Origin of the sequence: Vibrio xiamenensis, from assembly GCF_900100015.1 — a bacterium.
Lineage (GTDB): Bacteria > Pseudomonadota > Gammaproteobacteria > Enterobacterales > Vibrionaceae > Vibrio > Vibrio xiamenensis.
Window position 1 is genome coordinate 1 of record NZ_FNDD01000014.1, and the last position, 22,458, is coordinate 22,458.

The following is a 22,458-nucleotide window of genomic DNA, read 5'->3' on the forward strand; positions in this document are numbered from 1 at the left end:
GACCCAATTTAGTGGAGCGGTAGTTCAGTTGGTTAGAATACCGGCCTGTCACGCCGGGGGTCGCGGGTTCGAGTCCCGTCCGCTCCGCCACTTATACTAAGCCCTAGCAGAAATGCTAGGGCTTTTTTACGTTTGAAACAAGGTGAAGAATGCTGAGCGGCAGTTCAGTTGGTTAGCCTTATTGACCTAGAAAGAAAGCGGCCTGTCTCGCCGGAGGGATCGCGCCAAAACAAGGATTAGGGAGTCCCGCTGGATTGCCAGTCCAAATGCCTCGCCACTTATAGCTTCAACGTAGGCAAATATAGATGTTCATGTGGACTAGCTTCTGCGAGGAAAACCCAAGTGAACATTATTAACGCTTAGGCTGTTGTGTTCTCGTCCTGCGGCATCTCTAGTCACCAACACGGCTCCACCTAATTGCCCACTTTAGTCTCTACAATCTGCTCTGCTTTACTCTTAGAACCTAACCTGTTGTAGCATTTTTATATAAGTTTTGAATACCGCTTATTTGAGATAATAAAAAAGCCAGCATTGCTGGCTTTTGTCGAATATATGTTTGAGCTGATTAGCTTTGAGTATTTTCAGAAGAAGTCGCTGGTGATACCTCAGATTTTGTTTCCTCATCGGCGGTCATCTTTGCCTCAGCCAGTTTGGCTTTTTCAATCATCGGGGTGATTGTTGAACCTTGAACAAGAATAGAAAACACCACCACGGCATAGGTCATGACCAGAATGATCTCTTTTACGTCGATAAGCTTATCTGGAATGATCCAGATTCCGCTAGGTATCGATAGCGCCATCGCGAGCGCTAGTCCACCGCGTAATCCACCCCAAGTGAGGATTCGTACCGACCATGGGTTGTATTTGCGATAGCGCTTAAATCCGACATAAGAGAACAACACACTCAAATAACGGGCCGCCAATACCAATGGAATGGCAATCGCCATCATAATCCAGTCTTCTTCGTGGAATTCGAAAAGTAGCATCGACATACCGATCAGTAGGAACAAGACGCCATTAAGGAATTCATCAACCAGTTCCCAGAAGTGATCAAGGTGGTCTTCACTCTCTTTAGAAAAGCCGATAAAGCGAGTCCAATTACCAATCATGATCCCCGAAACAACCATCGCCAGTGGTCCTGAGACATGCAACACTTCTGCGAACGCATAACCAGAAGTCGGCACCCCAATCGTGAGTAACAGCTCCATCGAGTGGTCATTGGTGGCACTAATTAAATAGTGGAAAATCAAGCCAAGGACAAAACCATAAGCGATTCCGCCGAGCGCCTCGCGGGCAAACAGTTCTGTTACACTGCCAATCGTAGGTGCTTCAGTGCCAAATGCGATGGTAAATATAGTCACGAAGATGACCAGACCAAAACCATCGTTGAATAGTGATTCTCCTTCGATTTGAGTAGAGATGCGACGAGGCGCATTGAGCTTTTTCACGATCGCTAGAACGGCTATCGGGTCGGTTGGTGAAATCAAAGCACCGAACAACAAGCAGTAAACTAAGTCGAAGTGAATATTAATCAGTATTGTGATTCCGTAGAGAACGAAACCGATAAAAAAGGTAGAGAATAGTGTCGCGCCGAGAGCTAGAAAGGTGATTTCCCATTTTTGGTCTCTTAGGTTGGGAAGTTTGATCCCTAATCCGCCAGCAAAGAGCAAGAAGCCAAGAATCCCTTTAAGTAGGAAATCTTCAAAGTTAATTGACGAAACGGTGCGGGTTGCAATTTCGGTTAAGTGAAACCAGTTATTTTGACCGGCGACTAAAATCAGTAACGACAACATCATTGACCCTGCAGTAATGGCAATGGTGGTTTGCATCTTGCCTATCTTACTGTTAACAAAGGCAATCATCATTGCAGCAGCGGACAAAAAACAGAGTGTGTAATAGACTGACATATGACTCACTATTCTGTAACAAAATATAAACAACGATTGTCTTCGTTAGCTGGTTAAATGGCAAACACTTTTTACGTGAATTCTGATGTCGATAGAAGACGAATTCTGCATAAGAAAGTCTATTTAGACGTCTAGACTCCCGTATTGATTGTGGTAGGATTGAGCGATTATAAAAGGAACGAGGCTGATACTGTGGGAAGTAATGTAAGGCAGCAAATCGAAGCGCAATTAAAGCAAAGAATCTTGTTGATCGATGGTGGTATGGGCACCATGATTCAAGGTCATAAACTGCAAGAACAAGATTATCGTGGTGAGCGTTTTGCTGACTGGCATTGCGATTTAAAGGGAAATAACGACCTTTTAGTGTTAACCCAGCCAGAGCTGATTAAAGGTATTCATAACGAATACTTAGAAGCTGGCGCCGATATTCTTGAAACCAACACTTTTAACGCCACAACTATCGCGATGGCCGATTACGCGATGGAAAGCTTGAGTGAAGAAATCAACTATGAAGCGGCCCGTTTAGCCCGTCAAGCGGCGGATGAATGGACGGCAAAAACACCTGAGAAACCTCGTTTTGTGGCGGGTGTTTTAGGTCCTACCAACCGAACTTGTTCGATCTCTCCTGATGTGAATGATCCAGGTTACCGAAATATCACCTTTGATGCTTTGGTTGAGGCTTATTCGGAGTCAACACGAGCGCTGATTCGTGGTGGCAGTGACCTTATTCTTATCGAAACCATCTTTGATACCCTCAACGCGAAGGCGTGTTCTTTTGCAGTTGAAAGTGTGTTTGAAGAATTGGGCATTGAGCTTCCCGTTATGATCTCTGGCACCATTACGGATGCCTCCGGTCGCACGCTTTCTGGCCAAACTACCGAGGCGTTTTATAACGCGCTGCGTCATGTTAAACCGATATCGTTTGGTTTGAACTGCGCCCTTGGTCCAGACGAATTGCGTCAATACGTCGCTGAGCTGTCGCGAATTTCTGAAACCTACGTTTCTGCTCACCCAAATGCTGGCTTACCAAATGCTTTTGGTGAGTATGACCTTGAGCCTGTTGAAATGGCTGAGCACATTCAAGAGTGGGCGCAATCAGGCTTTTTAAACTTGGTGGGCGGGTGTTGTGGTACCACGCCTGAACATATCCGCCAAATGGCTAAAGTGGTTAATGATGTCGCGCCACGCGCTCTTCCAGAATTGCCAGTCGCTTGTCGTCTGTCAGGGCTTGAGCCTCTGACTATCGAAAAAGATACCCTATTCATTAACGTTGGTGAGCGTACCAACGTGACGGGCTCTGCGCGCTTTAAGCGTTTGATCAAAGAAGAGCAATACGATGAAGCGTTGGAAGTGGCACGTCAGCAAGTCGAGAATGGCGCGCAAATCATCGACATCAATATGGATGAGGGCATGCTTGATGCTCACGCCTGTATGGTGCGTTTTCTTAATCTATGCGCCACAGAGCCAGAAATCGCCAAAGTGCCGATTATGGTCGACTCCTCAAAATGGGATGTTATCGAAGCTGGCCTGAAATGCATTCAGGGCAAAGGCATTGTGAACTCAATTTCTCTTAAAGAGGGCAAAGAGAAATTCATCCAACAAGCTAAATTGATTCGCCGCTACGGCGCGGCTGTGATTGTGATGGCATTTGACGAAGTGGGTCAGGCGGATACGCGTGAGCGTAAACTAGAAATCTGTACCAATGCTTACAACATTTTGGTCAATGAAGTGGGTTTTCCACCGGAAGACATCATTTTTGACCCTAACATCTTTGCCGTGGCGACAGGGATCGACGAGCACAACAACTACGCAGTGGATTTCATCAATGCAGTTGCCGATATCAAACGCGATTTACCCCATGCGATGATCTCCGGCGGCGTGTCTAACGTCTCTTTCTCTTTCCGCGGTAACAATTATGTCCGTGAAGCGATTCACGCCGTTTTCCTATACCACTGCTTTAAAAATGGTATGGATATGGGGATTGTTAACGCTGGCCAACTTGAGATCTACGATAACGTTCCGCAGGTGCTACGTGAAGCAGTTGAAGATGTGGTGCTTAACCGTCGTGACGATGCCACCGAGCGTTTATTGGAAATTGCCGAGCAATACCGTGAAAACGCGGTTGGTAAACAAGACGATGCCAGTGCTTTAGAGTGGCGCACTTGGCCGGTAGCAAAACGTCTTGAGCACGCACTGGTTAAAGGCATTACTGAATTTATCGTTGAAGATACCGAAGAGGCACGTTTAGCTGCTTCAAAACCTCTTGAGGTCATCGAAGGTCCATTGATGGATGGCATGAACGTGGTCGGTGATTTATTTGGTGAAGGTAAGATGTTCTTGCCGCAGGTCGTGAAATCGGCGCGAGTGATGAAGCAAGCCGTGGCTCACCTTGAACCTTTTATTAATGCCCTAAAACAGGCCGGTTCGACCAACGGTAAAATTTTGCTAGCGACTGTTAAAGGCGATGTGCATGACATTGGTAAAAACATTGTTGGCGTGGTACTGCAGTGCAATAACTACGAGATCATCGACCTTGGCGTTATGGTGTCTTGTGAGCAGATTTTAAAAGTCGCTAAAGAACAGAATGTCGATATTATCGGCCTTTCTGGGCTAATTACTCCGTCGTTAGATGAAATGGTCCACGTTGCCAAAGAGATGGAGCGTCAAGGCTTTGAGTTGCCGCTGCTGATTGGCGGTGCGACCACATCTAAAGCGCATACCGCAGTTAAGATTGAGCAAAACTACCATAAGCCGGTGGTATACGTGAACAACGCATCACGCGCGGTTGGGGTATGTAGTTCCTTGCTCTCTGAAAAGCTGTATCCTGATTTCGTTGCTAAGTTAGACGCCGATTATGAACGCGTGCGTGATCAGCACAATCGTAAAAAGCCGCGCACTAAGCCAGTTACACTGGAGCAAGCTCGTGCCAATAAGGTTGCGATCGATTGGCAAAATTACACGCCACCGGCGCCGAAAAAACCGGGTGTGCATGTATTTGATGATTTTGACGTCGCGATATTGCGCCAATACATCGATTGGACGCCATTCTTTATGACTTGGTCATTAGTTGGGAAATACCCAGCGATTTTGCAACATGAAGAAGTCGGTGAAGAGGCGCAAAACTTGTTCCGTGATGCTAACGAATGGCTAGATCGCATTGAGCGTGAAGGGCTGCTTAAAGCTCGCGGTATGTGTGCTCTATTCCCAGCCGCCAGTGTGGGCGACGACATCGAGGTCTATAGCGATGAGTCGCGCACTGAAGTGGCGAAAGTACTGTTTAACTTACGCCAGCAGACAGAGAAACCTAAAGGGTATAACTACTGTTTGTCCGATTATGTGGCGCCGAAGGAGAGCGGGAAGCACGACTGGATTGGCGCATTTGCCGTTACAGGTGGCGTGGGTGAGCGTGAACTTGCGGATGAGTTTAAAGCCAAAGGTGATGACTACAACGCGATCATGATTCAAGCGGTGGCAGACCGGTTAGCTGAAGCGTTTGCGGAATATTTGCATGAGCGCGTGCGTAAAGAAATTTGGGGTTATGCCAGCGATGAAGATCTATCAAACGACGATTTGATTCGTGAGAAGTATCAAGGGATTCGTCCGGCGCCAGGTTATCCTGCGTGTCCTGAGCATACCGAGAAAGGCTCGCTATGGGAGTTACTCAATGTTGAACAGACCATTGGTATGTCACTGACATCCAGTTACGCAATGTGGCCTGGTGCGTCGGTTTCCGGGTGGTATTTCTCACACCCTGAATCACGCTACTTTGCGATTGCTCAAATTCAGCAAGATCAAGCAGACAGCTATGCCGAACGTAAAGGTTGGGATAGCGTCGAAACCGAAAAATGGCTGGGGCCAAACCTCAACTAGTCACAGTCAATCCTATTCAGGATCAGGTAAGCAATATTTAAAAAGGCACCCTTGGGTGCCTTTTGTTTTGGAATCGAAAACTGCTTTAAGCTTGGATGTTTTGTTCAAACAATTCGCGGTGCAAGGTTTGAATCACGTTGTTGGCATCTTCAGCATCAACCAAAATACACAAGTTGTGATCGCTTGCGCCATAGCAGATCATACGCAGATTGAAGTCACCTAACGTGCTGAAGACTTCCTTGGCATAACCTTTATTTTCCATGCGGTTACCGATTAGCGCCACTAAGCATAAGTTGTGTTCTACCTCAACGGTACATAGTTCTTCGAGCTCTTCACGAACGGCGAGAGGAAGCTCTGGCGCACCACCTGAAGTATCAGTCTTATCTAAGGTTAACGATACGCTGATCTCTGAGGTGGTAATCAAATCCACTGAAATTTTATGTTTGGCGAGAATTTCAAACACTTTGGCAAGAAAGCCATAGGCTTGGAACATTTTTGCGCTGCGTAGCGTAATCATGGTTTGGTTGTTACGCAGTGCTAAGGCGCGAAAAGCTGGCGAGCTTTCGACTTCGCGGCGCACCCAAGTGCCACCATTTTGTGGATCTTTAGAAGAACCGACAAACACGGGAATATCGTGGCGCAGTGCAGGCAACAACGTTGATGGGTGCAAAATTTTGGCGCCAAAGTTTGCCATTTCAGACGCTTCGCTAAAGCTAATCTCAGGGATTGGAGTCGCTTTAGGAGCAATGCGTGGATCGGTGGTGTAGATACCAGGGACATCAGTCCAAATCTCAAGCCCGGTCGCTTTAACCCCTTCGGCAATCAGCGCTGCGCTGTAATCACTACCGCCGCGGCCAAGTGTGGTGGTGTTTCCTTCTTCATCGCTACCGATAAAGCCTTGTGTGACCACTACGTGCTGCTGGCAAAGTGGTACAAGTTTTTGCTGCGCAAGTTCGGCAATCGAAGTTAGCTCTGGCTCGGCACGGCCAAAATTGCTATCGGTTCTCATCACATCACGAATATCAAAACGCACTGCATCCATGCCACGTTCACGCATCAGTTGCGCCAAAATATGAGTCGACATCAGTTCGCCGCACGCAACCAGATGGTCGGTTAACTTAGTGCTGGCTTGAATCGAAGCGGCTTCGGCTAAACTGGTGATGGTGTCGAGAATCGAATACACCTCAGAGGCCGCTTCCGCGCCATCGTTTAGCTGCGAAAGAATCGTATCGTGGATGTTAGCAAGTTTTTGTAATAGCTCGGCACGGCGTTCTTGATCGGCAACGCCGTTAGCGAGTTCAACCAATAGATTGGTTACGCCTGAGCAGGCGCTACTCACCACAAGTCTGGTGTCTGGATTGGCTTCAATAATGGCCGCACAACGGCTCATTGCTTCAAAGTTAGCGACGCTGGTTCCGCCAAATTTGGCAACGTTTAATGCGCTCACTGTAGGTCTCCCATGGCTTCCAAAAGAATCAAAAAAATGGATTACGAAAGTAATCGAACGTCCTGTCTGTGAAAAGAGTGCTAGAGCAGATAGAGAGGTATGAAAGTTTGAATAATGACCTCAGAAGCTCTTCATCAGATAGCACTGATGACAGTTGATGAGATTCAACCCAAGTCAACCGACAGACCAATTCCACAACCCTTGGTCTACCTCGGCACTGCTCCCCCTGAGTATGGTGTTTTGGAGTTGTGGCTCCACATCATACCTACCTAGGCAGTGCTCCTCTTCTGCATAAATATGCTCACTCATTGAACGTTGTTATGGAACGAATGTCAATCAGTAATTACAGCGTTTTGAAGGACAAAAATGGGCGCTGAATTGGCGGTGCTGTACTGGAATTTGGGCCAATTGCTCAAGCACTAAATTTGCTTTAAGGTGACCAAACCTACCTGTACCCAGAAAAGGAATAATAATGACAATTGAAAGTTTTCTGCCACCACATCGCACTCTGATGGGACCAGGACCATCGGACGTTTCTCCGCGCGTTTTACAGGCGTTAAGCCGCCCAACAATTGGCCATTTGGATCCGCTGTTTATCCAAATGATGGACGAGCTGAAATTGCTACTCAAATACGCGTTTCAAACCGAAAACGAATTCACTATCGCCGTTTCTGCTCCGGGAAGCGCTGGGATGGAAGCGTGTTTCACCAACTTGATTGAACCGGGCGATAAAGTCGCGGTTTGTCGCAACGGCGTATTTGGCGAGCGCATGCGTGAAAATGTCGTTCGCGCTGGTGGTATTGCCGTGGTGATCGATGATGCTTGGGGCGCGCCCGTCTCGGTTGAAAAAGTTGCCGCTGCGCTTGAATCCGACCCACAGATTAAGCTACTGGCGTTTGTGCATGCCGAAACCTCTACTGGGGCGCTATCGAATGCTGAGGCTTTAGGATGGCTGGCGAAGCAACATAATGTGTTAACCATCGTTGATGCCGTCACCTCACTTGGTGGTGTGGCGCTGAAAGTCGATGAGTGGCAACTCGATGCGGTGTATTCAGGCAGTCAGAAGTGTTTATCGTGCGTGCCGGGGTTGTCTCCGCTGACGTTTTCTCCCCGAGCGATCGAAAAAATCCAATCTCGATCGACGCCGATCCAAAGTTGGTTTTTGGATCAAAGTTTAGTGCTTGGTTATTGGAGTGGTGAAGGTAAGCGCAGTTATCATCACACTGCGCCAGTGAACAGTCTGTATGCATTGCACGAAGCGTTATTGCTATTAAAAACGGAAGGTTTAGAAAACGCTTGGCAGCGTCATCAACAAATGCATCAATTACTCAAAGTTGGCCTTGAAAAGCTCGGCTTTAGTTTTGTGGTTGAACCAGACTATCGCTTGCCACAACTGAACGCTGTCTATGTTCCTGAGCATATCGATGAAGCGCAAGTTCGCGCTACCTTGCTCCAAGAATATAATCTTGAAATTGGCGCTGGGCTCGGGGATTTAGCCGGTAAAGCGTGGCGTATTGGTTTGATGGGATACGGCGCGCGCAAAGAGAACGTTGCGCTGTGCTTACAAGCGCTACAAAACGCACTGTCGCGGCCATAGACCAAGACGAAAAGGGCGGTGATAACCGCCCTTTGCTTTTATTTGTAACTATCTAAAGCTTGTGGAATTAACGCTTCGGGAAGTGTTTCCGGTTTAGATAGCGCGGCATCGCTTGCTGCTTGACTGAGTTCGCTTAGAGAGGCGAATTGATGAGTGGGGAACAGATATTGCGCTTCGTTACGCGTTTGCTTAGCGCGGCTGTCATCGCCTAATCCTTCATAAGCCAGAATCAGATTGTTATAAAATGCTGGGCGTGGCTTTTGTTTGATAATCCGTAAAGACCATTCAATATACGGTGCGATCAATTGCGGGTCATCGTTGTACAGCCCCAATTTTAAGTAGGTGCTGTAAATATCCCAATCAAAACGGTCTTTCCAAACCAGCGGGTTGGTGACCTTATCTAAAATCTCCGGAGCTTTGGGCTGAGTACGTTCAAATTTGGTGAGAATGTAGTTGGTATGCAGTGATGTCAGCATGTAAAAGCTGGTCACAATCGGTAGTACTAAGCTGCTGATTCGTAATACGCTTTTGGTTAACTTGCTAAAACTCACCTGTTTGTAACGCGCGACACGCTGATCCACCCAATAGAGCAAAATCACAAAGGTAATCCAGTGAATGGCTGAGTGATAAAACGGGTATTCAAGCTGTGAATGCAGGACGATGGGCACAAACATGGCAAACATCGCCAGTCGTGTGCCTTTTTTGTCGGTGTAGATCCGTGACAGTACAATCAGCGCCGCCAGTACAATGGCAAGCGCGGGTAAGATGCCGCCTTCCACTGCCCAAAGTAGCAGTTCGTTATGCGGATGATCCATGGCAGGCAAGCCTGGAGGATAGCTCGGATTCAACTGATGCTGGCGCGCGGTATAGAGAATGTACTGTGATTCAAATTTGCCGTAGCCATAACCGGTAAAGGGTTTTTCGATCACCATATCCAGAGTTTGTGGAAATGTGTAGCTACGTGGGCTGTCTAAATCGGTTTTGTCGATCAGGCTTTCACCTTTGCCCATGACTGACGCAATCCAGATACCTGCAATGACGCCAAGTAGCAGGGAAAGTACCCAACCATAAAAGCGTTTCGCCGTCGAAAAACGGTACAGGTAGGGCAGCAGTAGCGCCGAAGATAGCGCTGCGGCAAGCCAACCAGTACGCGATGCTAATACCACTAGAAGCGGGACGGTGAGCAGCGGAATGCAGTACAACAAGCTGATGATACTAACGCGGCGGCGATACTTAATCGGATAACGAGCGAGCAGGTATCCGGAAATCACCAGCCCAGTGGCTAGGAAGCTTGCCATCACGTTTGGCTGTTGAAAGATGCCGTAAGGGCGGTTTATCTGAGTGTCATAACCAAAGAGATTGCCGGGTTTGAGCCAAAAATACTCGCCATAACCGATCGCGGCTTCAATACACACGGCGATTAACACAAACCACAGTAGGCGCAAGCGGTGCTGAATCGTGAATTGGAACTGCTGCAAAATAACGAACAGCAAAAAGCCGGCCCACAAACCAATTAAGCGATCCGAGACTAGGTTTAGAGAGCTGGCGGGGGAAAATACCGGAACCGTCATCAGAATGCAGCACAACAGCAAACCTAACGTCAGTTTGGAGTAGTAAATCTTACGGTTAGTGCCGGTTTGGTACAAGCCGATGGCGAGGCTAAAGCTCAATGCTAGCCAAGTGGTGGCGTTAAAGGATAGCGCTAGCCCAGAACCACCTGGATTGGGCATGAAAAAGTGCATAGCAATGACAAAAACGACCCCTAAAGAGAAGATAAAGCGCCGATTGAGCGGAATACGAGGTGCTTGAGGTTCGAGTTGTGTGCCGTTTACATGTAATGTTGCCATACTGACTTCTATAGTAATAAAAAACAAACCAGCGGGTTGGCGCTGGTTTGTGTACTTTAACGCTTTTTTTTATTTCAACATAGGCTTAAGGAAGCGAGCAGTGTGAGATCCTTCGACCTGCGCCACATCTTCTGGCGTTCCTTGGGCGATGATCTCACCACCACCTTGACCACCTTCCGGTCCTAAATCGATGATCCAGTCTGCGGTTTTGATGACATCCAAGTTATGTTCGATAACCACGACAGTGTTGCCACCATCACGCAGGCGATGCAGCACTTCCAATAATTGCTGAATATCATGGAAGTGTAGACCAGTTGTCGGTTCATCCAAGATATATAAGGTTTTGCCGGTATCGCGTTTTGATAGCTCGCGAGCCAGTTTAACGCGTTGCGCTTCACCACCAGAAAGGGTCGTCGCGGCTTGACCTAAGCGAATGTAAGATAAGCCAACATCGATAAGGGTTTGCAGCTTACGAGCAATCACAGGAACAGGGTCGAAGAACTGGCGTGCGTCTTCGACCGTCATTTCCAACACTTCATCGATAGTTTTGCCTTTGTAACGTACTTCAAGGGTTTCGCGGTTATAGCGTTTGCCTTTACACACGTCACACGGCACGTAGACATCCGGTAAAAAGTGCATTTCGACTTTGATGACGCCGTCGCCTTGACACGCTTCACAGCGACCGCCGCGGACGTTAAAGCTAAATCGGCCAGGTTTATAACCGCGAGAGCGTGCTTCTTGGGTACCGGAAAAGAGTTCACGAATCGGCGTGAAGATCCCCGTGTACGTGGCTGGGTTAGAACGTGGTGTACGACCAATTGGACTTTGGTCGATGTCGATCACTTTGTCGAAATGCTCAAGACCAGTAATTTTTTTGTATGGTGCAGGGACTGCTGTTGTCGCGCCATTCAGTGCGGTATGAGCGATTTTAAAGAAGGTGTCGTTAATCAGGGTCGATTTACCCGAACCGGATACTCCGGTAATACACGTAAATAAGCCGGTTGGAATTGAAAGATCGACGTTCTTCAAGTTATTGCCAGTTGCGCCAATTAAATCGACCGTTTTTTTCGCATCACGTGGTGTGCGCTGCTTTGGCACTTCAATGGCTTTTTTACCTGAAAGATATTGCCCAGTTAACGAATCTGGGGTGGCAATGATTTCATCCACCGTACCTTCGGCGATGACTTGACCGCCATGCACGCCGGCGCCTGGGCCGATATCAATCACATGATCAGCGATACGAATGGCATCTTCATCGTGTTCCACCACCAATACAGTGTTACCCAAGTCGCGCAGGTGGGTTAGGGTTTTAAGCAAGCGTTCATTATCACGCTGGTGGAGACCAATCGATGGTTCATCGAGGACATACATTACGCCCACTAAACCGGCACCTATTTGGCTGGCCAGGCGAATACGCTGCGCTTCACCGCCGGAAAGGGTTTCGGCACTGCGTGACAGATTGAGGTAATTCAGGCCGACGTTGACCAAAAACTGTAGACGGTCGTTGATCTCTTTCATTACTTTTTCAGCAATTTGGGCGCGTTGTCCTTCCAAATTTAGCGATTCAAAGAACTGTAGCGCGTCAGCAATGCTCAGTTCGACGATTTCTGGTAAAGAGGTGTCCTGAATAAATACGTTACGCGCTTCGAGTCTCAGGCGAGTACCGCCACAACTGCTACATGGTTTGGTGGAGATGTACTTGGCTAAGTCTTCACGCACAGAGTTGGATTCCGTGTCGTGGTAGCGGCGTTCTAAAGTATTCAGGATTCCTTCAAAAGGATGACGTTTAACGCGAATATCACCGCGATCATTGATGTACTGAAATTCAATTTCAGTACGTCCCGAGCCTTTTAAAATGATCTCTTGAGTCTTTTTCGGCAACGATTTAAACGGAGCATTGAGGTCAAAACCATAGTGTTCGGCCAGTGACCCGAGCATCTGGAAATAGTAGAAATTCTTTTGATCCCAACCGCGAATCGCGCCTTTGGCTAGGCTCAAAGAGTCATCGACGATCACGCGTGCAGGGTCGAAATATTGCTGTACACCTAAGCCATCACAGGTACCACAGGCACCCGCAGGGTTGTTAAATGAGAACAAACGTGGCTCTAGCTCACGCATGCTATAACCACAGTGCGGGCAGGCAAAGTTGGCGGAAAAAACCACTTCTTCGCCTTCACCATCCATCGGCGCAACCACCGCGATACCACCAGACAGCTCAAGTGTGGTTTCAAATGATTCAGCCAAACGTTGTTTGAGATCGTCTCGCACTTTAAAGCGGTCAACCACCACTTCGATGGTGTGTTTTTTGTGTAATTCGAGCGTCGGTGGATCCGACAAATCGCAGGTTTCGCCATCAATACGCGCACGAATGAAGCCTTGCGCGGCGAGGTTTTGAAGGGTTTTAACGTGCTCACCTTTACGCTCTTTGACAATCGGTGCCAACAGCATTAGACGTGAGCCTTCAGGCTGCTCGAGAACTTTATCGACCATTTGGCTGACGGTTTGCGCAGACAGCGGAACATGATGATCTGGGCAGCGCGGTTCACCAACTCGCGCGTAAAGCAAACGCAAATAGTCGTAGACTTCGGTAATGGTGCCCACTGTAGAACGCGGGTTGTGCGAAGTGGATTTTTGCTCAATAGAGATCGCAGGCGATAAGCCCTCGATGTGGTCGACATCCGGCTTTTCCATTAACGACAAGAATTGACGCGCGTAAGCGGATAGAGATTCTACGTAACGACGCTGTCCTTCCGCGTACAGAGTATCAAACGCCAAAGAAGATTTACCCGACCCCGACAAGCCGGTGATGACGATCAATTTATCGCGTGGAATCGTGAGATTAATATTCTTGAGGTTATGCGTTCTAGCGCCGCGAACGTCGATTTGATCCATGGGTATCGCTCTATGAATTTTGCAGGAGAGCTAGTATTACATAGTGTGATAAATGTTCAAAGAATAACTGTATAAAAAAACAGCCTTTGGAGCCGAGATGAAAAAAAAGCAGCGTTGAGACGCTGCATTTTTAGTGTTTATGAATCTTTGTTCTGGGGAAAGAACAAAAAAGGCTTATTTACCCGCTTTTTGTGTCGCTTGTTTGCCTAGAGTCGACACTTTGTCGTCTTTTAGGTACAAGTTTTCGTAGCAGTAGTTAGTTGCTTCGATGTAGCCTTCTACGCTACCACAGTCAAAACGGTGACCTTCAAATTTGTATGCTAGAACACAGCCTGATTTTGCTTGTTTTAGCAGAGCGTCAGTGATCTGGATTTCGCCGCCTTTACCTGGGTCTGTTGCTTCGATTAGTTCAAAGATATCAGGAGTTAGGATGTAACGACCGATGATCGCAAGGTTGCTTGGCGCGGTGCCTTTTTCTGGTTTTTCTACCATGTCTTCAACACGGAAGATGTTGTCTTTGATCATTTCACCAGAGATAACACCGTATTTGTGCGTTTCATCTTCTGGGACTTCTTGAACTGCAACAATTGAACAACGGAACTGTTTAAACAGTGAAACCATTTGAGCCAAAACTCCGTCGCCTTCATTAACACAAAGGTCATCCGCAAGTACAACAGCAAATGGTTCGTCACCGACTAATTCACGACCTGTAAGGATTGCGTGACCTAGACCTTTCATCTCACGTTGACGGATGTAAGTGAAGTTTGCACTGTCGATGACTTCACGAATGTCGACAAGTAGCTCTTCTTTGTTAGTGCCGCTGATTTGGTGCTCTAACTCGTAGTTCTTGTCAAAGTGGTCCATGATCGAGTGTTTACCTCGACCAGTTACAATGCACATGCCATCCATACCAGCGTTGATGGCTTCTTCCACACCATATTCAATCAATGGTTTGTTTACCACTGGCATCATTTCCTTAGGCATTGACTTAGTTGCAGGCAAGAAGCGCGTACCGTAGCCAGCTGCTGGGAATAGGCATTTTTTGATCATTATGAAACCCTTATCTTTCTTATTACGATAATTTTGATAGCTGAACCTTATCATGCTTTTTACCGATAAATAATCTCAGTTGGTTTGAAAATCCGCAATTTTGAGCATTGGATTAAATTTAAGACAATATGTGCTGTTTTGCCCACGATATGGCTTGAACGCGATTTCGTACAGAAAGTTTTTTAAAGATCTGATATAGGTGGGATTTTACCGTAAACTCGCTGATAAACAGGTCTTCGGCAATTTGTAAGTTAGAAGCGCCGGTTTTTAAACTTTGTAAAATTTGAATTTCTCGGCTGGTTAGATCTACCACTGCCGGGGTGGTATTTTGTTCAACCACATGACGATAGTAATGCAGCAACTGAGCCGTTACTTTACGAGGTAACCAGTTTTGCCCATTAATGATCTCTCCGCAGCCACGCGCAATGTCGGCTGCTTTAATCTGTTCTGAAAACAATCCTTTCAGATTACCAAGCTTCAACAACTGTTCTGTAGTAAGACGTGATGGTGCGTTATAGACAATGGTTTCAAAATTTTTGTCGGTTAGCGGTAAGTCGCGGACTTGTTGAGTGAGCAATTCGATATTGCGATAGTCAATCAACAAGATCTTATGCTTATGGACTTGCAGCGCGCGCATGAGATCCAGGGGTGAAATTTTAGGGATTTTGATGTCTAAATGCTGCTCGATGCGGCCGACATAAGGGTAGAGTTTGATAGGGTCGTCACATAAGTGGTAAATCGTACGTGTGTAGCAAACCTTGCTGACCATGTTGATGTTCTCCAAACAAATTTTTCGGAGTTTGGAAGAATTTCTCCGCAATATCGACTGCAGAATTGGCTTTTGCGCCAAGTTTCATATCATGACGTAAGTAATAGGTTTGTCACTATGTTTGTTGTTGAGTTTGCTCGAAAAAAACATCTGATTGTGGACCGGGCTCCCGACATTCATCACCAACAGCAATACAATTTGTACCTTAGTCAAAGCGTGGTATGCTAATGCGCTATTTTTAAGAGACAATCAACGGAGCAGAACATGGCGAGCCGTGGAGTAAACAAAGTCATCCTCGTGGGTAACCTTGGACAAGATCCAGAAGTACGATTCATGCCAAGTGGCGGTGCAGTAGCCAACATTACTGTGGCAACTTCAGAGTCATGGCGTGACAAAAACACTGGTGAACAGCGTGAAAAGACCGAATGGCACCGTGTTGCTTTGTTTGGCAAATTAGCTGAAGTCGCTGGCGAATATTTACGTAAAGGTTCTCAAGTTTATATTGAAGGCCAACTACAAACGCGTAAATGGCAAGACCAAAATGGCCAAGAGCGCTTTACGACCGAAGTGGTTGTTCAGGGCTTTAACGGCGTAATGCAAATGCTGGGCGGCCGTGCACAAGGTGGCGCACCGAGTCAAGGTATGGGCCAAGCACCACAACAACAGCAGCAGCAACAAGGTGGTTGGGGACAACCTCAACAGCCAATGCAATCGGCGCCTTCTCAAGCGCCAGCTCAAAAAGCACCGCAGCAATCTCAGCCGCAGTACAATGAGCCACCGATGGATTTTGATGACGATATCCCGTTCTAAACATGCCATTGACGAAAAAAGCCGCGGTTTCCGCGGTTTTTTTATATCATTAACAAGCGATTGGCGCTGTTTTATTGGTTGACTCTCGCTCACGGATGGTTATAACTGAGCGCTTTTTTAGCCGCTCAAAAATCGAGCCGTTATGGCCGATATTGGAAAAGGATGTCGTTATACAATGAGGTATACCCCTACCTTAAAGCTGAGCACTCGGTTGGTTGCCTTTGTGACCATGATCGTGGTGAGTGCCATGTTCATCTTGTTTATTGGCGGAACATTATCGCTACGCAGCTTAGGCAAAGAGTACGTTGAACAATCCCTGCAAGGGATTGTGGAAGTGGTCGACAAGGAAATGGAAGATCCTGATGCGGCTTACTCGATGCAGCGTTGGATGCCGAAAATGTTGCAAGCCTCGAACATTATTGAGATGCAGCTTTCTTCGTCTTACGGCGTGGTCTATCGCTATAAAGACACCTCGACACGTCTTGAAGAAGGCGCTTTGTACGAAAAAACTTATGTGTTGGAAAGGAATAACGGATATTCCATCACATTCAAGGTGCGCCCTCCCTATCTCGGATACAATTATTCCCTGCAAGCTTTTTCGTCGCTGTCACTGGCGATTGCGCTGGTGGTATTTTGCCTTGTGCGCGGGGTGAAGTGGCTTAAAGAGCAGCTAATCGGCTCGGAGTTGCTGGAAGAGCGCGGCAGAATGATTTTGGCGGGGCGAGTTGAACCGTTTGCCAAGGGTGATGAGCGCGAATGGCCTTATACCGCCAGTGAAGCGTTAGATAGGCTAATCGAAGAACTTCAGGATGCGCGCCAAGAGCGCAGCCGTTTTGACACTTTTATTCGTACTCAGACGTTTTTGGATAAGCTGACTGGCACAGCGAATCGAGTGCTGTTTGATAGCAAATTGGAGTCGGCGTTATCTGAGAGTGGGGCGCAGGGCGCGGTATTTCTAATTCGCCTCGATGATTGGGATTCTGTCGTCGAAGAGGTCGGTTTACAGCAGGCCAATGAGTTTATCGTTGAAGTTGGTCATGGCTTGTCGAATTTAATTCAACGTTATCCTGATGTCACCTTATCGCGTTATTACGATGCTGAGTTCGCAATTTTTGCGCCGAACGTTAACAGCAAAGAAGTGAATACCATTGCGACTCAGTGTCTTAAACAGATGAATCGCATAGTGCCTCCGGCGCCACTTGATGCCGAAAATTGGTGCCATATCGGTGTGACCAACTATCAAGAAGGTGAGCGACAAAACCGCATCATGGATGAAGTGGAAACCGCAGTGAAGAGCGCCAAGCTTCAGCAAATGAATACTTGGAATCGATTTGATAAAGCATTTTCCAAGCAAGATGAGCGTGGCAGCGTGCGTTGGCGAGCACTGTTTGATCAAGTCATGGTGCACGACAAAATTATCGTGTTTGAGCAGGCTTGTTATCTGTTTGGTGAGCAGAACCAAAACCAATTTGATCACAGTGAACTGTTTATGCGCTTGCGTGACCCAGAAAAAGGGATACTCAAGGCGTCAAAATTTGTCTCAGCCATCGAAATGGTCGGTTATCAGGCGGTGATGGACAAAACCATGCTGCCGGTTGTGATTGAGCATTTAAAACGCGCGACATCGGCTGAAAAATACTCGGTGAATCTGTATGTGACGCCATTTTCTGAACGTGACTACTTCAAATGGTTTAGAAATGAACTGTTACAGCTCTCAATTCGGCAACGTACCATGCTGATTTTTGAGTTCCCTGAGTCTAAAGTAGTAAAGCATCTAGATTATATGCGTCCGGTCATCAAAACCTTAAGCGGCCTGGGCTGCCAGGTGGCAATCAACCAAGCCGGGCGCTCGATAGTCAGCACTCATTATCTGAAAGAGCTGCCGATTAGCTATATGAAATTGCATCGCAGCTTGATCAAACGTATTGATCAAAGGCATGAAAATCAGTTATTTGTACGTAGTATACTTGGCGCATGTGAAGGAAGTGGTACTAAAGTTATTGCAGTGGGAGTCGATAGTGACGCCGAAAGGCGTACGTTAATCGACCTTGGTGTACAAGGAATACAAGGGCGCTTACTTGCCGCTGAACAGCAAATGATTCCGCCTCCAGAGCGAAATGACTCGCTGCAGGTAGCAACGAAAGTGCAAGTAGGTCGACGTAATAGATGGCGTAAAAAATAATTCAAAAGCATGAGCATTCAAACCTGGTTATCAAAATTTACTAAAAACGTCGCCAACCAGAGCAAAGTCGTCGCCATCGTTCAACCTGATGGCGTGTATTTTTCTGGCCAAGATGTGGCAAGTTTGCCGACGTTCATGCCTTTATTGCACGATTGGCAAGAGACGTTATTGACTGCGTTTCAATCCGCTGATGTTAAAGATATCGCTTTGGATATCGTACTGCACTCGAGCTTTTATCATATCTACCAGATTGATAAGCCAAGTATTCCATCACAAGAGTGGGAAGGTGCATTGCCGTTTCTACTCAAAGATCTTACCAGCGAAAAAGTGATGAACATTGTTGCTCAAGCGGTGGCTTTACCGAATGGCAACAAAATTCAATGTTATGTGATCACTAAATCTTTAGTGCAGGATCTGGTTAAACGTCTGAGTGAGGCTAATGTTCGTTTGGAACGATTATTGGTCGAAGATGATGTTTGGGCGCATGTCCCTGGCGTGCCAAGTTCATTTTTGCTGCTGCAGCGCAGTAAAAAAAGCCAGTATAAAGTCAGTGCTATGGTGGCTGGTACGTGTGTTTTCCAACGTACCATTCGTGGTGTGACGTCGCCTTTAGTCGGTGACAATGCCAGCAGTTTACAACTCGATAGCATAGCGCTTGAGCTGCAACGCTCAGTGGACTACCTGTCATCACAGCTAAAAGGCACCACGATTCACCAACTCAAAGTGTGTTGCGATGACGAAGATTCGGAGCTTTTAGCCCAAGAGTTGACTCAGCGTCTCAATGTCAACGTGACGCCGCTGGCGGTGCCTGCTCAGCATTGCGGCGCTATTTTGGCAACCACGGCTCTGCAGGATAATTTCCAAATCGATCTGTATTTGGAGTCACTCAAGCCTAAAAAAGAGCCATTGGGTTTAGCCACAGTGTTGACCAGTTGGAGCGTGGTGGCTTTAGCGATTGTGATCGCCTGGGGTTGGCTCGGTATCGAGCAACGCCATCTTAATGCTCAAGTTAATCAGCTAAAAGCGCAGCAAATCGTACTCAAAAAACAAACAGATGAACTGAATGCGAAGCTAGCCAAACATCAAGCGTCACCGGTGAAAGTCGCAGCAGCAGAACGGCTTAAACTGGATATTAAAGCCCATCAAGCGGCGCTTTCCTCACTTGAGAATTACAAAAATGCACCATCGGCCGGTTTTTCTGGCGTCATGAGTGCGCTGGCGAATATAAGCAGCTCCGATATCTCGCTGAATTACATCAAAGTCGATGGTGAGTCCTTTGATTTAAAAGGGCTTGCGAGATCGCCAGAAGTGGTTCCACGTTGGATTAAGCAATTCAAACAAGAATTGAATTTGGTTGGGCGATCTTTTGATCGTTTGTCGATAGGCCGTAATGAGCAGCAATTGGTGACCTTTGAGCTGAGCACTAAACGGGAGTCCAACTAATGGCCAAAGTTTATAACCTGCTCAATCAGCACTACAGCAAGCTTTCTGACCGCGAAAAAGGGCTGGTGATGCTGTGTGGTTTAGTGGCGCTGATATTAGGGCTGCTTACTGCGATTATCGAACCGAGCTATAAGAACAACAAAGCGTTAGCTCAGCAGATTCAAGACCAGACTTTGGCGAACCAAAGTGCGCAGAGCAAAAATATGGTGATGGAAGCTAAGCTTCAACGCGACCCTGATGCGGACATTGATCAAGAACTCAAGCAGTTATTGAAGCAAAGCCAAGAGTTGTCTGAGCAAGCTTCCCATATTGTGAAGAATTTTATTACCCCAGAGGCGATGGCGCATCTGTTAGAAGAGGTGCTTGCCAGCAGTAAATCTCTGCATTTAGTGTCGCTTGAATCCTTGCCCGCTAAGCCTCTGACTCAGCAACAAGCAAGCAGTGGCAGTGGGTATTATTTGCATCCCGTACGCCTTGAGATGACCGGCAGCTATTTTGCTATTCAAACTTACTTGCAGCGCCTTGAGGCGATGAAAGCCAAATATTACTGGCAGCATTTTGAATATCAGGTTGACGCTTACCCTAAAGCTCGCGTGATTTTGCAAGTGTATACCCTAGGGACAAGTAAGGAATTTATCGGTGGTTAAGTTCGGACTCATGCTCATCAGTGTTCTCAGTGCCAGTTGGGCGAATGCGGCAACTCAAGATCCGACGGCGCCATTAGGTTGGGCAGCACCAAGCACAGCAAAGCAAAGTGTTAAAACTGCTGCGCCTAAGCTGCCGAAATTACAAAGTATTATGTGTGTTGAGGCTTGCCAAGCCGTGGTCAACGACCAAGTCGTTACGCAGGGCGATAACGTAAGCGGTTATCAAGTGCATCGCATCACCCCTGATTACGTCACTCTGTCGCGTGGTGGAAAACGTTGGCAACTTGAGTTGTTCTCTCTAGATATCAAACAATAAGGTATTCGCAATGCGTCAGGCAGTATTAGTTTTCGCTCTCTCTACTCTGGTGGGATGCTCAATGGGGCATCGAGATCCAGTGGAAGCCAAGCAGGCGTTAAATCAAGCGATCAACGAATCAAACAGCCAAAGTTTGCATCAGTTGCCCGCGTCGGTTGAAGCGGACCTTATGCCTGATTTGAACCCTCATCAGAGCGTGGCTCATCCACCGATTAAGCGTTTTCGTATTCAAGCGAAAGGTGTTGATGCCAAAGCTTTTTTTGCCAGTTTGGTTAAAAGCACCGAATTTAGCGCAGCCATACATCCGGATGTAACTGGCGATATTACCGTCAACTTAACCGATGTATCGCTAGATGAAGTGTTGAACGTAGTGCGTGATATGTACGGCTACGAAATTGAGAAAAACGGCAAAGTGATTCAAGTCTACCCTGCGGGGTTGCGCACGGTTACGCTACCCGTTGACTACTTACAGCTTAAGCGCCGCGGTCGCTCGTTGACGTCGATTACTACTGGCACGATAACCAACACCGATACTTCGTCGACTTCCAATTCGTCGACATCGAGATCGAGTAGTTCATCGTCAAATAACGGTAATTCTTATTCGAACACTAACACCAATACTGAAAAAGGTGGTACGGAAATCGAAACCACCAGTGAAAGTGACTTTTGGCCACAGTTGCAGCAGGCGGTTTCACATCTGATTGGTTCAGGGCAAGGCCAAAGTGTGGTGATTACGCCGCAAGCGAGCGTGATTACCGTGCGCGCGTTCCCCAACGAAATTCGCGAAGTGCGCCGCTTTCTCGGCATTTCCCAAAAGCGCTTGCATCGCCAAGTGATTCTAGAAGCCAAGATCATGGAAGTCACACTTAATGATGGTTTCCAGCAAGGGATTAATTGGTCAAAAGCGTTTTCTTCCAATGGCACCAGTTACACATTGGGTCGCGGTACTGTGCAGGATTCCGATGGCAATATTGTCACGTCAACCTTGGCGGGATTGGATGCCATTGGTAGCTTGCTGGGCGGTCAAACCAACCTAGTTATTTCAAGTGGCAGCTTTGACGCGGTATTGTCGTTTATGTCGACCCAAGGTGACGTCAACGTGCTCTCTAGCCCGCGAGTGACAGCTGCTAATAACCAGAAAGCGGTGATTAAAGTCGGTACGGATGAATACTATGTGACTAACTTTACCAGCGTGGTCGGCACCAGTGATAACTCTGAGCCTTCGCCGGATATCGAATTGACGCCATTCTTTTCGGGCATCTCTTTAGACGTAACACCACAAATTGATGACTCAGGAAATGTCCTACTGCACGTTCACCCTGCGGTGATTGATGTTGATGAGCAAACCAAAGAAATTGGCTATAACGATACCACCATCAGTTTGCCGTTGGCGCAAAGCTCGATTCGTGAATCGGATTCGGTGATTCGCGCTCGCGATGGCGATGTGGTGGTGATTGGTGGATTGATGAAATCCAGCGTCGTGGACCAAACCACCAAAGTGCCGTTTCTTGGCGATATTCCGGTGCTTGGTCATCTGTTCCGTAGCAAGAGCAACGTGACAGAGAAAACCGAGTTAGTGATCTTGTTAAAACCAAGTGTAGTAGGGGTAGATACATGGCAGAAAGAACTCGAACGTTCGCGTTCCCTATTGCAAGACTGGTTCCCTGAGCAGCAGTAACTGC

Annotated in this window: 14 protein-coding genes, 1 tRNA gene and 1 riboswitch; of the genes, 9 read left to right on the forward strand and 6 right to left on the reverse strand. The window is 47.2% G+C overall.

The features are described from left to right. Positions 1-13 precede the first annotated feature (13 nt). Positions 14-90 (forward strand) — tRNA-Asp (locus BLS03_RS12445). Between the two features lie 475 nt (positions 91-565). Here BLS03_RS12445 and BLS03_RS12450 read toward each other — a convergent pair. After that, the gene (locus BLS03_RS12450; protein ID WP_093274279.1) at positions 566-1,906 is read right to left on the reverse strand and encodes a cation:proton antiporter; all 1,341 of its coding nucleotides are present in this window, start codon (positions 1,904-1,906) and stop codon (positions 566-568) included. Between the two features lie 192 nt (positions 1,907-2,098). Here BLS03_RS12450 and metH point away from each other — a divergent pair, with 192 nt between their 5' ends. After that, positions 2,099-5,776 carry a methionine synthase gene (gene metH, locus BLS03_RS12455; RefSeq protein ID WP_093274282.1) on the forward strand — a complete coding sequence of 1,226 codons (3,678 nt, stop codon included), beginning with the start codon at positions 2,099-2,101 and terminating at the stop codon, positions 5,774-5,776. An 85-nt stretch (positions 5,777-5,861) separates the two neighbouring features. On the opposite strand, the gene lysC is transcribed toward metH, so the two are convergent. Next, entirely contained in the window at positions 5,862-7,223 is a 1,362-nt protein-coding gene (gene lysC, locus BLS03_RS12460) for a lysine-sensitive aspartokinase 3 (RefSeq protein ID WP_093274288.1), read from the reverse strand. A 116-nt stretch (positions 7,224-7,339) separates the two neighbouring features. Further along, positions 7,340-7,518, reverse strand: a riboswitch (Lysine riboswitch). A 177-nt stretch (positions 7,519-7,695) separates the two neighbouring features. Here lysC and BLS03_RS12465 point away from each other — a divergent pair. After that, positions 7,696-8,820: a pyridoxal-phosphate-dependent aminotransferase family protein gene (locus BLS03_RS12465; RefSeq protein WP_093274292.1), complete on the forward strand. Its 1,125-nt coding sequence runs from the start codon at positions 7,696-7,698 to the stop codon at positions 8,818-8,820. Between the two features lie 38 nt (positions 8,821-8,858). Here BLS03_RS12465 and BLS03_RS12470 read toward each other — a convergent pair whose 3' ends face one another. The 4 genes from BLS03_RS12470 to BLS03_RS12485 all read right to left on the reverse strand — a co-directional run bounded on the left by BLS03_RS12470 (position 8,859) and on the right by BLS03_RS12485 (position 15,378). Continuing rightward, complete coding sequence (locus BLS03_RS12470; protein WP_093274294.1) at positions 8,859-10,667, reverse strand: PglL family O-oligosaccharyltransferase; 1,809 nt, start codon at positions 10,665-10,667, stop codon at positions 8,859-8,861. Between the two features lie 69 nt (positions 10,668-10,736). After that, positions 10,737-13,559, reverse strand: coding sequence for an excinuclease ABC subunit UvrA (gene uvrA, locus BLS03_RS12475; RefSeq protein ID WP_093274297.1), 2,823 nt, complete (start codon positions 13,557-13,559; stop codon positions 10,737-10,739). A 174-nt stretch (positions 13,560-13,733) separates the two neighbouring features. Further along, positions 13,734-14,609, reverse strand: coding sequence for a UTP--glucose-1-phosphate uridylyltransferase GalU (gene galU, locus BLS03_RS12480; protein ID WP_093274300.1), 876 nt, complete (start codon positions 14,607-14,609; stop codon positions 13,734-13,736). Positions 14,610-14,727: 118 nt separating this feature from the next. Then, positions 14,728-15,378, reverse strand: coding sequence for a response regulator transcription factor (locus tag BLS03_RS12485; RefSeq protein WP_093274304.1), 651 nt, complete (start codon positions 15,376-15,378; stop codon positions 14,728-14,730). 264 nt (positions 15,379-15,642) lie between these two features. Here BLS03_RS12485 and BLS03_RS12490 point away from each other — a divergent pair, with 264 nt between their 5' ends. The 6 genes from BLS03_RS12490 to mshL all read left to right on the forward strand — a co-directional run bounded on the left by BLS03_RS12490 (position 15,643) and on the right by mshL (position 22,454). Continuing rightward, positions 15,643-16,188, forward strand: a complete 546-nt coding sequence (locus tag BLS03_RS12490) for a single-stranded DNA-binding protein (RefSeq protein WP_093274308.1) — start codon at positions 15,643-15,645, stop codon at positions 16,186-16,188. A 175-nt stretch (positions 16,189-16,363) separates the two neighbouring features. After that, the gene (gene csrD, locus BLS03_RS12495) at positions 16,364-18,370 is read left to right on the forward strand and encodes an RNase E specificity factor CsrD (protein WP_093274312.1); all 2,007 of its coding nucleotides are present in this window, start codon (positions 16,364-16,366) and stop codon (positions 18,368-18,370) included. Between the two features lie 9 nt (positions 18,371-18,379). Continuing rightward, positions 18,380-19,813 (forward strand): hypothetical protein, encoded by a 1,434-nt coding sequence (locus tag BLS03_RS12500; RefSeq protein WP_093274315.1) that lies wholly within the window; start codon positions 18,380-18,382, stop codon positions 19,811-19,813. Beyond that, entirely contained in the window at positions 19,813-20,460 is a 648-nt protein-coding gene (gene gspM / locus BLS03_RS12505; protein ID WP_093274317.1) for a type II secretion system protein GspM, read from the forward strand. The genes BLS03_RS12500 and gspM overlap by 1 nt, the downstream gene beginning before the upstream one ends. A gap of 10 nt (positions 20,461-20,470) precedes the next feature. Next, the gene (locus BLS03_RS12510) at positions 20,471-20,776 is read left to right on the forward strand and encodes an MSHA biogenesis protein MshK (RefSeq protein WP_093274587.1); all 306 of its coding nucleotides are present in this window, start codon (positions 20,471-20,473) and stop codon (positions 20,774-20,776) included. Positions 20,777-20,786: 10 nt separating this feature from the next. After that, a complete protein-coding gene (mshL, locus tag BLS03_RS12515; RefSeq protein WP_093274319.1) occupies positions 20,787-22,454 on the forward strand; it encodes a pilus (MSHA type) biogenesis protein MshL in 1,668 nt (555 codons plus the stop codon). The last annotated feature ends 4 nt before the right edge of the window (positions 22,455-22,458 follow it).

Bases quoted from the DNA above. Each gene is read 5' to 3' on its own strand.
- BLS03_RS12510 (WP_093274587.1), top strand. From the start codon at position 20,471: ATGCTCATCAGTGTTCTCAGTGCCAGTTGGGCGAATGCGGCAACTCAA.
- gspM (WP_093274317.1), top strand. From the start codon at position 19,813: ATGGCCAAAGTTTATAACCTGCTCAATCAGCACTACAGCAAGCTTTCT.
- mshL (WP_093274319.1), top strand. From the start codon at position 20,787: ATGCGTCAGGCAGTATTAGTTTTCGCTCTCTCTACTCTGGTGGGATGC.
- uvrA (WP_093274297.1), bottom strand. From the start codon at position 13,559: ATGGATCAAATCGACGTTCGCGGCGCTAGAACGCATAACCTCAAGAAT.
- galU (WP_093274300.1), bottom strand. From the start codon at position 14,609: ATGATCAAAAAATGCCTATTCCCAGCAGCTGGCTACGGTACGCGCTTC.
- BLS03_RS12450 (WP_093274279.1), bottom strand. From the start codon at position 1,906: ATGTCAGTCTATTACACACTCTGTTTTTTGTCCGCTGCTGCAATGATG.
- BLS03_RS12500 (WP_093274315.1), top strand. From the start codon at position 18,380: ATGAGCATTCAAACCTGGTTATCAAAATTTACTAAAAACGTCGCCAAC.
- BLS03_RS12485 (WP_093274304.1), bottom strand. From the start codon at position 15,378: ATGGTCAGCAAGGTTTGCTACACACGTACGATTTACCACTTATGTGAC.
- BLS03_RS12470 (WP_093274294.1), bottom strand. From the start codon at position 10,667: ATGGCAACATTACATGTAAACGGCACACAACTCGAACCTCAAGCACCT.
- BLS03_RS12465 (WP_093274292.1), top strand. From the start codon at position 7,696: ATGACAATTGAAAGTTTTCTGCCACCACATCGCACTCTGATGGGACCA.
- BLS03_RS12490 (WP_093274308.1), top strand. From the start codon at position 15,643: ATGGCGAGCCGTGGAGTAAACAAAGTCATCCTCGTGGGTAACCTTGGA.
- csrD (WP_093274312.1), top strand. From the start codon at position 16,364: ATGAGGTATACCCCTACCTTAAAGCTGAGCACTCGGTTGGTTGCCTTT.